The sequence below is a fragment of the Bordetella petrii genome, from assembly GCF_020991325.1.
Lineage (GTDB): Bacteria > Pseudomonadota > Gammaproteobacteria > Burkholderiales > Burkholderiaceae_B > Bordetella_A > Bordetella_A petrii_E.
In genome coordinates this window covers 1-13,898 of sequence record NZ_JAJMLX010000109.1, presented here as the reverse complement: position 1 = coordinate 13,898, position 13,898 = coordinate 1, and the positions used below count along the sequence as shown (strand labels likewise).

13 protein-coding genes are annotated in these 13,898 nt (G+C 64.7%); 10 read left to right on the top strand and 3 right to left on the bottom strand.

Features of this window, described 5'->3' with window-relative positions:
• From LPZ50_RS12710 to LPZ50_RS12695, 4 genes are all read left to right on the top strand, one after another.
• The coding region (locus LPZ50_RS12710) for a metal ABC transporter solute-binding protein, Zn/Mn family (RefSeq protein ID WP_230661854.1) at window positions 1–839 on the top strand (839 nt) is incomplete at its 5' end.
• 36 nt (window positions 840–875) lie between these two features.
• Complete coding sequence (locus LPZ50_RS12705) at window positions 876–1,790, top strand: LysR family transcriptional regulator (protein ID WP_230661853.1); 915 nt, start codon at window positions 876–878, stop codon at window positions 1,788–1,790.
• 139 nt (window positions 1,791–1,929) lie between these two features.
• Window positions 1,930–2,919 (top strand): Bug family tripartite tricarboxylate transporter substrate binding protein, encoded by a 990-nt coding sequence (locus tag LPZ50_RS12700; RefSeq protein WP_230661852.1) that lies wholly within the window; start codon window positions 1,930–1,932, stop codon window positions 2,917–2,919.
• 23 nt (window positions 2,920–2,942) lie between these two features.
• Window positions 2,943–3,887, top strand: coding sequence for a succinylglutamate desuccinylase/aspartoacylase domain-containing protein (locus tag LPZ50_RS12695; protein WP_230661851.1), 945 nt, complete (start codon window positions 2,943–2,945; stop codon window positions 3,885–3,887).
• 27 nt (window positions 3,888–3,914) lie between these two features.
• Here the strand turns inward: LPZ50_RS12695 and LPZ50_RS12690 are convergent, their stop codons facing one another.
• A complete protein-coding gene (locus LPZ50_RS12690; protein WP_230661850.1) occupies window positions 3,915–4,799 on the bottom strand; it encodes a LysR substrate-binding domain-containing protein in 885 nt (294 codons plus the stop codon).
• 154 nt (window positions 4,800–4,953) lie between these two features.
• On the opposite strand from LPZ50_RS12690, the gene argH reads away from it, so the two are divergent.
• Window positions 4,954–6,486, top strand: coding sequence for an argininosuccinate lyase (argH, locus tag LPZ50_RS12685; protein WP_230661849.1), 1,533 nt, complete (start codon window positions 4,954–4,956; stop codon window positions 6,484–6,486).
• 22 nt (window positions 6,487–6,508) lie between these two features.
• Complete coding sequence (locus LPZ50_RS12680; protein WP_230661848.1) at window positions 6,509–7,471, top strand: Bug family tripartite tricarboxylate transporter substrate binding protein; 963 nt, start codon at window positions 6,509–6,511, stop codon at window positions 7,469–7,471.
• Window positions 7,472–7,655: 184 nt separating this feature from the next.
• On the opposite strand, the gene LPZ50_RS12675 is transcribed toward LPZ50_RS12680, so the two are convergent.
• On the bottom strand, window positions 7,656–8,102 hold the full coding sequence (locus LPZ50_RS12675) for an SRPBCC family protein (RefSeq protein WP_230661847.1): 447 nt from the start codon (window positions 8,100–8,102) through the stop codon (window positions 7,656–7,658).
• Window positions 8,103–8,263: 161 nt separating this feature from the next.
• Here LPZ50_RS12675 and LPZ50_RS12670 point away from each other — a divergent pair, with 161 nt between their 5' ends.
• From LPZ50_RS12670 to LPZ50_RS12655, 4 genes are all read left to right on the top strand, one after another.
• Window positions 8,264–8,845, top strand: a complete 582-nt coding sequence (locus LPZ50_RS12670) for a CGNR zinc finger domain-containing protein (RefSeq protein ID WP_230661846.1) — start codon at window positions 8,264–8,266, stop codon at window positions 8,843–8,845.
• Window positions 8,846–9,009: 164 nt separating this feature from the next.
• Entirely contained in the window at window positions 9,010–9,897 is an 888-nt protein-coding gene (locus tag LPZ50_RS12665; protein ID WP_230661845.1) for an alpha/beta fold hydrolase, read from the top strand.
• 257 nt (window positions 9,898–10,154) lie between these two features.
• Window positions 10,155–11,750, top strand: a complete 1,596-nt coding sequence (locus LPZ50_RS12660; protein ID WP_230661844.1) for a Hint domain-containing protein — start codon at window positions 10,155–10,157, stop codon at window positions 11,748–11,750.
• Between the two features lie 176 nt (window positions 11,751–11,926).
• Window positions 11,927–13,486 (top strand): argininosuccinate lyase, encoded by a 1,560-nt coding sequence (locus LPZ50_RS12655; RefSeq protein WP_230661843.1) that lies wholly within the window; start codon window positions 11,927–11,929, stop codon window positions 13,484–13,486.
• 64 nt (window positions 13,487–13,550) lie between these two features.
• On the opposite strand, the gene LPZ50_RS12650 is transcribed toward LPZ50_RS12655, so the two are convergent.
• A partial coding sequence (locus LPZ50_RS12650) for a LysE family transporter (protein WP_230661842.1) occupies window positions 13,551–13,898 on the bottom strand: 348 nt, incomplete at its 5' end.

Genomic DNA, 13,898 nt, shown 5'->3' with positions numbered 1-13,898 from the left:
CGGCCGACGCCGCGGTCAACGTGCTGGCCGCGCACCCGGTGGTGTACGCACTGTCGAACCGCCTGGCCGAAGGCACCGGCATACACGTGCGGCGCGCCGCGCCGGCGAATCTGCCTGCCACGCGGCTGTCCTCGTACTTTGGCGGGCGCGGCCAGGCAGCCCTGGCCAAGGCCGCCAAGTCGGCCGATGCCGCCGTGGGCCTGCGCTCGATCTGGCCGGATGACCCGCTGTATCCGTCGGCGCGCCGCGTCAATATTCGCATCGTCGAGATCGACGCGGCCCGTCCGCTGGACGGCGCGCTGACCGGCATCGCCCTGCAGCAGGGCGCCGGCAGCCCGTTCGCGGCCTATCCCTGGCTTAGCGTGGTGAACCTGGGCCGCATGGCGGATATCGTGGCGGCGGATTTCATCCGCCTGTCGCCAGCCGACGGCAAGCGCATCGAAACCAACCTGGCAGATATCAAGCATCGTCTTGTCGAGATTAATGCCCGCACCCAGGCAGGGCTGGTGCAGGCCGCGAATGTTTCCGTGGTCAGCCTGTCCGACCGCCTGCCTTACCTGATCACCGAATTCAACCTGGACCTGATCGCCACCGACGCCCGCGATGACCGCGACTGGACGCCCGAGGCCCTGGCCGAACTGACCGCCACGCTGAAGGACAATGGCGCGGCCGCGGCCCTGCTGCATCGCGAGCCCACGCCGCAACTGAAGCAGGCCATCGAGGCCGGCGGCGCGCGTGCCATTGTGCTGGCCACCGACGGCGATGACCCTGTCGCCGAACTGCAGGCCAATTCCGATAGCCTGCTGCAGGCCCTGGTTCCCGCCGCGCAGGCCAAATAGGCGGTCCGGAGCCTGCCTGGTGTAGGCTCTTGTTCCATGACTGACCTGAAGCTGCTTGAAGACCTGATCGCGCTGGCGCAGACCGGCAGCTTCGTGCGCGCCGCCGAGCTGCGCCACGTGACCCATCCGGCGTTCGGCCGGCGCATCCGCGCACTAGAGGCCTGGGCGGGAGCGCCGCTGGTGCATCGCCAGCGAGTACCGGTGACCCTGACACCGCAAGGCGAGGCCTTGCTCAAGGCCGCCACCCAGGTGGTAGAGCGGATGGGGCAGGTGCGTCAGCGTATCCGCAGCGCCAGCGCCACGGATGCCGCCATCTTGCGTATCGGCACCGGCCGCAGCCTGGCCCGTACGCTGGTGGCCGACTGGATCGCCCGGCTGCGGCACCGCCGTCCCCGGGTGCTGACCGAAGGTACGCAGGTCGAGCTCAGCACCGGAATGACCCAGGACATGGCCGCCAAGCTGGAACAGGGCAAGGTCGACATGATGTGCTGCTATGAACACCCGGCGCTGTCGTTGCAACTCAGCCCCGGACGCTATCGCTATATGACGCTGGCCACCGACAAGCTGGTGCCCGTCAGCCAGTGCGATGCGCGCGGCCGGCCGCGCTATGCGTTGCGCGAAAGCGGGCCGGGGGCGCCGCTGATTACCTATGCGGGCGGGTTGGCCATGGAGCGCATCGTGGGCGACCGCCTGGAAAATATGCCGTATGCCCTGGCGCCCTTCACCCGCATCGATTCGCTGGACGCGGCGCATGGCGTGGTCTTGAAAGGCCTGGGCGTGGCATGGCTGCCGTGGTCCATGGTGGCCGGCGATTGCCGGCGCGGCATACTGGCGGCCTTGGGCGGGCGTAGCGAAGAGATCAATTTCGAAGTGCGCCTGTACCGCTCGCGGGCAACCTTGTCGGACCTGGCCGAGGCGGCCTGGGAAGCCACCGCCAGCCGCGGTCGATAATTTCCGGCACACCCCCTGGAACTGTATTGGCACCGATATGTGCCAAAACAGCACGGCCGATAGGCCGGTGGCGCCACAGAATGCTGGCGACATTCAACGAGACGGGTATCCGTCCATCACAGCACCCCAGGGAGAAACCATGAAATTCGACATGCAGCCGCTGCGCGGCGCCACGCTCGCGCTTTGCTCTTCCATTGCGTTGGCCGCCGCGGCCCCCGCGCTGGCGGATTACCCCGAGCGCCCCATTTCGCTGGTGGTGGGCTATCCGGCGGGCGGCAGCGTCGACCTGACGGCCCGCCTGTTCGGCGAAGCACTGTCCAAACGGCTGGGACAGAGCGTTGTCATCGAGAACCTGGGCGGCGCCGGCGGCACCATAGGCGCGCAGCGCGTGGCGCGCGCGGAACCCGATGGCTACACCTTGCTGCTGGGCTCCACCAACGAAATCGTCATTGCCGGCATGATCAACAAGGCGGTCAAGTACGACAGCGTCAAGGACTTCTCCGCATTGGGCGTGATCGCGTCGCAGCCCATGCTGCTGGCGGCCAGCCCGGAATCGGGGGTGAAAACCGCCGCGCAGTACCTGGAAAAACTCCGCGCTGCCCAGGCCGGCAGCTACAACTACGGCTCATCGGGCGTGGGCACCGCGCTGCACCTGGCCGGCGAGATGATCAACCAATCCACGGACACCCGTGCCGAGCACGTGCCGTACCGTGGCGTGGCGCCCATGGTTACCGATCTGATGAGCGGCCAGCTGGACTACGGCATTCTGGTGCTGTCTTCCGGCTTGCCGCAGGTGCGCGGCGGCAAGGTGGCGGGGCTGGGCGTGACCAGCAAGGAACGGTCGCCCGCGGCGCCCGACCTGCCGGCCCTGGCCGAGACCCCGGGGTTCGAAGGGGTGGACATCAACGTCTGGTTCGCCCTGTTCGGCCCGGCGGGCCTGCCCCAGCCGGTGGCCGACAAGTTGCGCGGCGCCCTGGCCGAAACGTTGAAATCCGACGAGTTCCGCGCCAAGCTGCAGGACGCCGGCGGCGTACTGGCGAAGCCCGGCCTGGATGCGGAGGCCTTCCAGGCCGAAGAAACCAAAAAGTACGGCGCCCTGGTGAAGGCCGCCAAGATCGAAGCGCAATAACCGTCAGCCGAGCAGAACCTATCATGCAGTTCCAGCTTTCCGTTCCAGACCTGGCCGCCGAACGCGCGGGCAATACCGGCACGCCCGGCGTGTGGCATTTTGATTCCGGCGTGCCGGGCCGGGCCTTGATGGTGTCGGCGCTGGTGCACGGCAACGAACTGTGCGGCGCCTGGGCCCTGAAAGACCTGCTGGAGCTGGGCCTGCGCCCGCGCCGCGGCAGCCTGACGCTGGCGTTCTGCAACCTGGATGCCTTCGACCGCTTCGACCCATCGCGCCACGACGCCTCGCGCTTTGTGGACGAGGACTTGAACCGCGTCTGGAGCGCGCCCTCGCTGGACGACCCCAGCTCGCGCGAACGGCGCCGCGGCGCCGAGCTGCGGCCCTGGGTGGCGCGCGCCGACTGGCTGCTGGACCTGCATTCCATGCATGAGCCCGGCGAACCCCTGTTGCTGACAGGGCTGCTGCCGCGCAATATTGCCCTGGCGCGCCAACTGCGGGCGCCCCGGCACGTTATCGTGGACGCCGGCCATAAAGACGGCGTGCGCATGCGCGACTACGGACGCTTCGGCGATCCGAATGCCGGCGATTCCTGCGCGCTGCTGATCGAATGCGGGTTCCACGGCGACCCGGCCGCGCGGCAAGTGGCTCGCGACCAGGTGGCCCACATGCTGGCCGCCTCGGGTGTGGTGGATGACATGGATATTCCGGCCGATTGGCAGTTGCCGCAGCCGGATGCCCAGCGCGTGCTCGAAGTGACCGATGCCGTGGTGGCCCCGTCGATGGATGTGCAGTTCGCCCAGCCCTGGCAGGGGCTGGAAACACTGGAAACCGCAGGGTCGCTGATAGGCTGGGCAGGCGGCGAACCCATCGTCACCCCTTATGACCGCTGCACACTGATCATGCCTTCGCTGAGGCAACTGAAGCCCGGGGTTACCGTGGTACGCCTGGCGCGCGATTACGCAGGCTGAGCCGCCCGCGTGCAGGGCCCGGGCGCATCATGGCGCCAGGGCGGCGAACGCCTGGCGCACGCAGTCTTCCATGCGCCGCGCCAGCGTGCTGACCGGAAAGTGCTCTGATGTCAGGGCATAGCTGGGAAACTCGATTTTTTCCGAAAAGGGAATTTCGCGTACTTCGGACAGGCGCAACGCGCGCGACACGATGGGGTTCACGATGGACACGCCCAGCCCCTTGCCCACCATGGTGCAGATGGTGGTGGCGTAAGGGGTTTCTATCGAGAGTATCCGGGCATCGGCGGAAAAGTGCCGGTCGATGGCCGCGCGGTTGAAGCTGCCGGTGGGCAGGGAAATGAAGTTCTCGTTGTTGAAATCCGCCGGCCTCAAGGTTTTCTTGCGGGCCAGCCGGTGCGTGACCGCGACGATGCCCACGCCGTGCGCGGTGTTGATCTGTTGATAGCGCAGGCTGGGCATGTCGGTAAGGAACGAACAGAAACCGATGTCGCAGAACCCGGTGGCCACCCACTTGGCCACCACGTCTGATCCGCCCGTATTCATCACCACGGGGATGTCCGACACGGTTTCCCGGAACCGTCGTACGGCATCCGGCAATACGCACTGCGTAATCGAACCCACCGCGCCCACCCTGAGCACGCCGGTGCCCCGGCGGCGTATCGAGCTGGCGCTGTCGTTCAGCGCGTCCAGGCCGATGAAGGCGCGTTCCACGTCGGCGTAGAAAGCCTCGGCTTCCGGCGTGGGAATCAGCCGCGTGCCCACGCGCTGGAACAGGCCGAAGCCCAATGCCTGTTCCAGCAAGGCGATCCAGCGGCTGACATTGGGTTGCGAGGTATGCAGCAGGCCGGCGGCCGTGGTCATGGATCGCGTCATCATCACCGCGCGAAAGGCTTCTACTTGCTTGAAGTTCATGTGGGTTCCCAAGACGCAAGGCCGCCACGCGAAGGCAGTCGGGCCTGAGAATCAAAGCATATCAAATTTGCATTAATAGGCATGAATATCTGATTTGACGTATGAGTTGCCCGGCGCGGAGACTACGGTTTTCACCGTTATCCAGCAGACCGAGATGGAATCGAAAGTAAGCAGCCGCCTGAAGCAAGCCCTGGCCCCCCAGGTGATCCAGTATGTTTTTCTGCCGCGCCTGAACCGGGAGTTTTTCGCCAACTTCGAGATGCTGCATCAGGTCAACTTTGCGCACCTGGCCATGCTGGATGCGCAGGGCATCCTGGACAAGGCGGCGGCGGCGCGGCTGGCCGCCGCCTTGCTGCAAATGCAGGCCGACGGCCCCAATGAAGTGGAACTGGACCCCGCGCGCGAAGAGGCCTACTTCAACTACGAAGCGCACCTGATCAAGTTGGTGGGGCAGGATACCGGCGGCCGCCTGCACACCGCGCGCAGCCGCAATGACATGGGCGCCACCATCGACCGCATGCGCGCCCGCGACTTCACCGTGCGAATCGCCACCGCGCTGGGCGAACTGGCCACGGCGGCTCTGGGCCAGGCCAGCAAGTACGCCACCTGCGTCATGCCCGGCTACACGCATATGCAGGCGGCCCAGCCCATTACTTACGGCTATTACCTGTCGGCCCTGGTGGACGCCTGGTCGCGCGACATGGACAGGCTGCTGCACGTGCTGCAAGGCACCGACGCTTCGCCGCTAGGGGCCTGCGCGCTGGCGGGCACCTCGTTTCCCATCGACCGCACCAGCACCAGCGCAATGCTGGGCTTCAGCCAGCCCATGGCCAACGCCCTGGACGGCGTCGCGTCGCGCGATTTCGCGCTGGAACTGAGCGCGGCCCTGTCGATCATGATGATTACCTGCAGCCGCATGGTGCAGGACTTTTATATCTGGTCCACGCCCGAATTCGGCTACCTGTCGTTCCCGGATCGCGTGGCCAGTACGTCCAGCATCATGCCGCAGAAGAAGAACCCGGCGGTGCTGGAGTACTTGCGCGGCAAGACGGGCCATGTCATTGGATTGACGTCGGCGGCGTTTTCCACCGTGAAGTCCACCCATTTCACGCATTCCGGCGACAGCAGCCGCGAAAGCACGCGCACCTGCTGGGAGGCGTGCGAAGAAGCGCTGAAGGCGCTGGACCTGATGAAGCTGCTGATCGAAGAAGTGGAACCGAACCAGGTACGTATGGCGGCCCGCGCCGCGGACGATTTTTCCACCGTGACCGACCTGGCCGACCTGCTGGTGCGCCGGGCCGATATTTCGTTTCGCGACGCGCATCACATTATCGGCGCGGTGGTGCGCCAGGCGTTGGACGCCGGCATGCCGGCGCGGTCGATTACGCCGGACATGATCCAGGCCGCGGCCGTGCGGCAGCTCGGCCGGCAGGTTGCACTGGATGCGGACGGCATCGCCGCCTGCCTGGACCCGGTGCGCAACGTGGCCGCGCGCCAGTCGCAGGGCGGGCCGGCGCCGCAGTTGGTGCTACGGCGTATCGATGAGCAGGGTTTATTGCTGGGTAGGAAGAAGGAAACCATCGATGCGGTGGTGCAACGCGTCGATGACGCCCGAGAGGCGCTGCAAAGCCGTATCCAGGCGCTGGTCTCGTCTCATGCCGGAATGTCCGCATTCCAGGAAAATTGACTCAAAACACAAGGGAGTGACTATGTTGAAATTCGTGGCGGCGGTGGCGGCCGCAATGGGCATCTGCCTGAATGCCAGCGCGCAGGCGTATCCCGACAAACCCATCACGGTCGTGGTGCCGTTCGCCCCGGGTGGCACCGTCAATCTGATGGGGCGCCTGCTGGCCGACAGGATGTCGCAGGTACTGGGACAGCCGGTCATCGTCGAGAACAAGCCCGGGGCGGGCGGCAGCATAGGCGCCGGCCAGGTTGCCAAGGCGGCGCCCGATGGCTACACCTTGCTACTGGCCACCATGGGCCAGCAGTCCATTCAGCCCCTGATCGCCAAAAGCCTGCCTTACGACGCCAACAAGGATTTTGCATCCGTGGCGCTGTTCGCCACCGTGCCCAATGTGCTGACGGTTTCCGTGAACACGCCCGTGAAGACGGTGCAGGAACTGGTGCAGTACGCCAAACAGAATCCTGGGAAACTGAACATGGCGTCGGCGGGCATAGGCTCGGTGAACCACCTGACCGGCGAGCTGTTCATGTACCGGTCGGGCACCAAGTTCTCGCACGTGCCGTACCGGGGCGCGGGGCCTGCCACGGCCGATCTGCTGTCGGGGCAGGTACACGTGCTGTTCGCCAATCTGCCCAACGTGCTGCCGTATATCGAGCCCGGCAAGGTGCGCGTGCTGGCCGTGGCCAGCGAACAGCGCAGCCCCGCCATTCCCGACGTGCCCACCCTGGCCGAAGCCGGCGTGAAGGACGCCGTGGTCGAATCCTGGTATGGCGTGATGGCGCCAGCCGGCACGCCCGCTGCCGTGGTACAGAAACTGCAGGACACTGTCATCGGCATCGCCAAGGATCCGGCCGTGATCGCCCAACTGGCCGAACTGGGCGCGGCGCCTTATGCGGGTACCAGCGCCGACCTGGCCAAGCTCTCGAATCAGGAAACCGAACGCTGGACGCGCATCATCAAGGGCGCCAACATCCAGACCAACTGACACAGCAGGGGGATGCCGACGTCGCCGGGTGTCTGGCTCCCGAAGGGTGCCAGACACCGTTGTGTGCCGCCGCGGCATCAGTCGGACAGTGTCTGGCACCCTGGCGGGAGCCAGACACCCGCATCCCGCATACCATGTCCCGCAGCATCCCGCGATGTCTGCCACGTTGTCCTGGATGCGCGGCTCAACCCGGGATCTCGGGCTCTACCAGCCTGGCCAGTTGTTCCAGCGATTCCTGCCAGCCCAGGTAGCACATTTCGGCGGGAATGGCCTCGGGTATGCCTTCCTGCACGATGTTGATCTCGGTGCCGCACGACACGGCGTGCAGCGAAATCGTGGTTTGCATCTGCCCGGGCAGGTTCGGGTCGTCGAACTGATCCGAATAGCGGATTTTCTCGGACGGCACCAGTTCCAGGTATTCCCCGCCGAAGTCATGGCTGCTGTTCGCGCCGAAGTTGCGGAAAGACATCCGGTGCTTGCCGCCAACCCGGGCATCCAGTTCATGCACCAGGCAGGTGTATCCGTAAGGTGGCAGCCAGCGCGCAATGGCGTCGGGTTCCAGGAAGGCCCGGTAGATGCGCTCGGCGGGAGCGCGCAGCACGCGGTGGAATTTGACGGTTCCGGTAGCCATGGTGTTTACCTATCAAAAAGTGGATGGTACTGGTACGACGATCGGCCGGCCCGGGTTTCGACAACTATCAACCAAGGGATAACCCTGTGTCAGTAAATGGCGCTGGCATGCGTAACTCTTCATTCTGTTGTTAAAAGGTTACAATGGCCGCGGAGGTCACCATGCAGAATACCCGTGCGCCCGAATTCCGCCAGGTGGGCGACCATCCCGCCCTGGACATGATGAATACCGTCGAGCAAAGCGAGGCCGGCCCGCTGGATCGCTGGCAGTCGGACGCCGACGTGCAGGCCTGGCTGGAATTTGCCGGCTTGGCCCCGGGGCAGGGCAAGCCGCCCGCGGGCTTGCTGGATGCCGCGCGTGCCTTGCGCGAAGATGTGCGGGCCCTGGTGGCGCGGCGCAAAACCGGTGTCCCGCTGAAGCTCAACGCCCTGAACCGGGCCCTGGCCGCCGGCGGTAGCAACCTGGAACTGGAACCCGGCCCGGACAACGCCTTGCTTGCCGTGCGCCGCTACCCGGCGGATAGCGCGGCGCACTGGTTGTTGCAGGCGGCCGAGGCCGCGGCAGACCTGCTGGCGCACGGCGATTTCGATCTGGTTCGCAAATGCGAAAGCGACGCGTGCTCGGCCTGGTTCTATGACCGCACCCGTTCGCACCGGCGCCGCTGGTGCAGCATGGCCCTGTGCGGCAACCGCCACAAGGTGGCGGCCTTCCGTGAACGTGAAGCCAGGAACTCCGCTCCCTGATCGCGCCCGCACACTGGCGCGCAGCACCCGGCCCCGCCGGGTTTTTTTATGGCTATTCAAAGTAACCATCAAAATTGCAATTGACAGGTTACTTGAAATCGATAGACTGATCCCTGACGCGTCGACTTCTCTTGTTTTCAACCTTGATCCCATGCGGAGGCCACATGACCACCCCATCCCCACCGTTTGTCCAGTGCCGCTACGTCCAGGCCGACGGGCTGCGTTTTTTCTACCGCGAGGCAGGCAATCCCCAGGCTCCTGTGTTGTTGCTGCTGCACGGCTTCCCCAGTTCGTCGCACCAGTTCCGCAACCTGATGCCGCTATTGGCCCGGCATTTCCACGTGGTGGCGCCCGACCTGCCTGGTTTCGGTTTTACCGAAGTACCGCCCGCTCGCGGTTACCGCTATACCTTCGACAACCTGGCTCTGTCGCTGGAAGCATTCGTGGACCAGCTCGGCCTGGCGCGCTACGCCCTGTTCTTTTTCGACTACGGGGCGCCCGTGGGCCTGCGCCTGGCGCTGTCGCAGCCCGAACGGGTCAGCGGCCTGGTATCGCAGAACGGCAATGCCTATCTGGAAGGGCTGGACGACGAAACCTGGAAACCCCTGCGCGCGGCCTGGGCCGACCCTTCGCCCGCCAACCGGCAGGCGCTGCACGATTCATTATTGAACTTCGAGGCCACCAAATGGCAATACGTGCATGGCGAAACCGAGCCTGATCGCGTGCCGCCGGAAAGCTACACACTGGATGCGGCCCTGATGGAACGCCCTGGCAACAAGGAAATCCAACTCGATCTGTTGCTGGACTATGGCAGCAACCTGGCCTTGTATCCCGCATTCCAGGCGTTTTTCCGCAGTGCGCAACTGCCCACGCTGGTGTTCTGGGGGCGCAACGATCCGTTCTTCGCGGACGCGGGCGCCGAGGCCTACCGTCGCGACAATCCGGGCGCTGTCGTGGAAATGCTGGATGCCGGGCATTTTGCGCTGGAAACGCATGGTGAAACCATCGGGCGGCGCATTGTCGAGACGCTTGGCCCCCTGCTGCAAACATAATCGGCTCGAGTTCCTGCAACAGTGCAACCAAACGTCACGTTAAAACCGGTCCGGTGCCTGCAAAGCCGCTGCAATAGCCCTTATCTTGGGGTCAAGCGATTCATATTGTGACAACTTGGCCCCCCGGGGATACCCGGGACCGATGCACTGCTGACAGCTGGCTGGCACATAATTTCTTCGAGCACCGACGTGTTGCTTGAGTCTCGTCCGCGCGCCGATCAAAGGGCGTCCCGCTTTTCTTCTTATAAGGAATTGCCATGGCAGATATCAGCTTGACTACCGAGGATCCCGATTGGGCCTGGTCCGGCGAGGCCGACACCACCTACAATTTCGCGCTGGGCGTTGATAACGGATCCGTGAATTTCACTGGCGCGGGCGACGTGCTTGCCAATTTCGATGGCTCGCACCCATTCAGTATTTATGCCGAGGACACCAACCTGACCATCGGCAACATGAATGGCGGCGCGGGCGACCAGCCCATCACGCTAAACGTGGGCCCGGGTTCCACCACCAGTTTCTCGTCGTTCCAGTCTCAATGGCTGGATAACCTGACCATGGATTTTTCCCAGGCGGACGGCACGGGCACGGTGGCCATGGATGTCTCGAACATCACCACCAACGATACCGATGTCTTGCATGTCACTGGCGCCCAGGGGGGCGCGTCGTTCACGTTTATTGGCGCGACACCCGCCAGCGCCGAAATGGACGAGAACGGAATCCTGACGTTTTACGATGCCGGGGGCGAGCCCATTATCCACATGCAACCGGACGGCATGACACCGGAACAAGTGGACCAGATCGAGTTCAGCGGCAATACGGTGACGTACGCGTGCTTCCTGCGCGGTACCCTGATCGCTACCCCGGATGGCGAGAAACGTGTCGAAGACCTGCGGGCCGGCGACCAGGTGCGTACCGCCAGCGGCGGCGTGGCCACCGTGAAATGGCTGGGGCGCCGGGTGCTGATCAGCGCTCATATTCCGCAAGACCAGGCCTTGCGGGCCTTCCCGGTGTGCTTTGCCGCGGAATCCCTGGCCCCCAATGTGCCGGCGCGAGACCTGCATGTGTCCCCCGGCCATCACATGTACTTCGATGGCAAGCTGGTTCCGGCCATGTTGCTGGTCAACGGCAAGACCATCACGCAGGATTTCTCGCGCCGTTCGTTCGAATACTTCCATGTCGAGCTGGATAGCTTTGACATCCTGCTGTCGGAAGGCGCGGCGTCCGAGTCCTATGTGGACACCGGTAACCGTTCCATGTTCCAGAACGTCAACAACGTGACCTTGCTGGCCGATTTCGGCCCGCCGGAGGGGCGCTCGGATATCGAGGGCATCGAGGTGCTGCGCTCGGGGCCCGAAGTGGCGGCGATACGCCAGCGTTTGCTCAAGCGCGCGGAAGCCCTGACGCAATCGTCGCGCGTATCCGATCCGGATATCTGCGTCGAAGTGAACGGAGAGATGGTTGCGCCGGAAGCGCAAAACCCGGCGGATTCCGTGTTCCGGTTCAAGCTGCCCGAGGGCGCCACGCTGGGCGACCTGACCATTCTGTCGCGCTCGGCCGTGGTGCGTGAAACCACCGCCCAACCGCGCCGCGACATGCGTAAGGTAGGGGTAGGGTTGGTTCGCGTCACCCTGGAAGACGCCGCCGGCCGGCGCGACCTGAACCTGGCCGAGCTGCAGGTGCCAGGCCTGCACGCGCCGCAGGACGTAAAGGGTGTCATGATGCGCTGGACGGACGGCCGCGCAGTGATTCCACAAACCGTGCACGGCCTGAACGGCCAGGCGGTGCTGGAATTGCATGTGCTGCGCACTTACTCGTACTGGGTAGCAGCCGATACGCTGCGGCGCGCGGCCTGATTTCCTGGCGGTTCATGTCCTTGCTGCCGTGCTGGGCGCCACGCCCGGCACGGCAGCGTGCATTGGGGCTTGCCGGAATTGCCAGCGGCTGCCGTAACAGGCTACAAATGCCAGGAACGCAACTGCGCGTTTCCCGGGCGCTGTGCCCATATCGATAAGCCCATAACGAGAATTCCATGAGACACACCCTTACGGCCCTTAGCCTGGCGCTGAGCCTTGGCTTTATCGCCGCCGCCCAGGCACAGGCTGCCCAGCCCGCCGCGGCCAATGTCACGGCCACGTCCTCCGCCGGCAAAACCCAGGAACCGGTGCGAGACCCGTTCTTCTGGCTGGGGGAAATGAACAAGGCTACCGTCGTGATCAATTCCGAAGAGGGCCTGCTGGATGCGGCCATGGCGCCGCGCCTGGCCGCGGGGGTGGCCAAGGTCATCGAAGACGGCGGCCAGTCGGGCGCCAAGCGGCCGTCCACCGTCATTACCTTCGAGCCCCTGCTGATCAAGGCGGCCGGGCAGGACATCACGCTGCTGCACGCGGGCCGGTCCAGCCAGGACATGCATGCCACTTACCGCAGCGCCATCCTGCGCGACAAACTGCTGGAACTGGCCGACCAGCTCAACGCCACGTCCACCACACTGGTGAACCTGGCGGCCAAGCACGCCGAAACCATCGTTCCCAACTACACCAACGGAGTGGCGGCGCAGCCCAACAGTTATGGCCATTACCTGCTGGGCCATGCCGCCGGGTTGGACCGCGATGCGCAGCGCATTCGCGAAGCGTACGCGCGCATAGACCGGTCGCCCATGGGTACGACCGTGCTCAATGGCACCAGCTGGCCGCTGGACCGCCAGCGCATGGCGCAATACCTGGGCTTCACCGCCCTGGTGGACAATGCCTACGACGCGTCGCAGATCTCGTCCATGGACCAGCCCGTGGAGGTGGCCGCCATCGTCACCAGCATTGCCCTGCATGCGGGCAATTTCGTGGAAGACGTCATGACGCAGTACGCGCAGGCGCGGCCCTGGATCCTGCTGCAGGAAGGCGGCGACAATACCTATGTGTCCAGCGCCATGCCGCAGAAACGCAACCCGGGCTTGCTGAACAACACCCGCAGCGATGCGTCGACCGCCGTGACGCTGGCCATGGGGCCGGTGCTGCAAACCCACAACATCACGCCTGGCATGTCGGACCCGAAAGACGTCAAGCAGAACTCGGCCATGGTGGACAGCGCCATCGGTGTGCTGAAGCGTTGGGACCGCGTGTTGAAGGCCATGGTCATCAGCCCGGAACGCGCGCTGGAAGAACTGAATAGCGACTGGACGGCATCGCAGGAGCTGGCCGATGTGCTGATGCGCAAATACAAGCTGCCCTTCCGGGTGGGCCACCACTTCGCGTCGGAAGTGGTCAGCCATGCCAAGGCGAACAACATCAAGCCGCTGGATTTCCCCTATGAACAGGCGCGCCGCATTTACGAAGAAGGGGTGAAGGGCACGAAGTATCCGGCCGAACTGCCGATGAGCGAGGCTGAATTCCGTTCTACGCTGGATCCGGTGGCTATCGTGCAGCACCGCGCCACCGTGGGCGGCCCGCAGCCCACGGAAATGCAGCGCATGCTGAAAGAAGCGCGCGAGCGGCTGGCCGCGGAAGACGCCTGGGTCAAGGCGCGGCGCGCACATATCAGCAATTCCCTGGCCGAACTGGACAAACAGTTCGCGCAACTGGCGGCCAAGGCCAAGTAAGGGGCGGTGTCTGGCACCTTCGGTGCCAGACACCCGCCGGGGCCCTTGCAGGCAAGCGTGCGGGTCAGGATGCGCGCGTGGCCAGGATCTTGATACCCGCCGCCGCGAAGGCCACGGCGAACACCGCTTCGAAGGCGCGGCGCAGGCGCAGGTAGTAACCGATCATATGGCGGTTGGAAAACAGCAGGGCATAGCCATGGAAGACCACGGTGGCCTGGATGCCTACCGCCGTGATGATCCACAGCAGATCGGCGGCCGATGCATCGCGGGGCACGCCAATGGAATACAGCGAACCGAAAAACAGAATGGCCTTGGGGTTGGTCAGGTGCAGCATCAGGCCGCGCAAACGGCAGCGGCCCGCAGTACATGCCGGGCCGCTACAGGCGCGGATTGCCGCCCGCTTCAGGCCGAA